The sequence below is a fragment of the Methylobacterium frigidaeris genome (assembly GCF_022179185.1).
Taxonomy (GTDB): domain Bacteria; phylum Pseudomonadota; class Alphaproteobacteria; order Rhizobiales; family Beijerinckiaceae; genus Methylobacterium; species Methylobacterium frigidaeris.
In genome coordinates, this window is record NZ_BPQJ01000390.1 from 1 (window position 1) to 230 (window position 230).

Annotated in this window: 1 pseudogene; it reads left to right on the forward strand. The window is 73.5% G+C overall.

Annotated features, from left to right (window positions below):
• Positions 1 to 230, forward strand: a pseudogene (locus MFF64_RS37465) (MFS transporter); the annotation flags it as partial.

The following is a 230-nucleotide window of genomic DNA, read 5'->3' on the forward strand; positions in this document are numbered from 1 at the left end:
CTTGTGCGCGGCCGTCGTGATGGTCTTATTGGGCCTCAGCGCCGACCGGATGCGCGAGCGCCGCTGGCACCTCATCATCCCAGCGCTCATCGGCGCCGTCGGCTTCGTGGTCTCGGCGAGCGCGGGCTCGACCACGGTCGCCGTGGCCGCACTCTCGGTGGCGGCGGTGGGGGTGGTGGCCTGCTCCCCCCTGTTCTGTTCCCTGCCCCCCCCCTTCCTGGGCGGCGGGG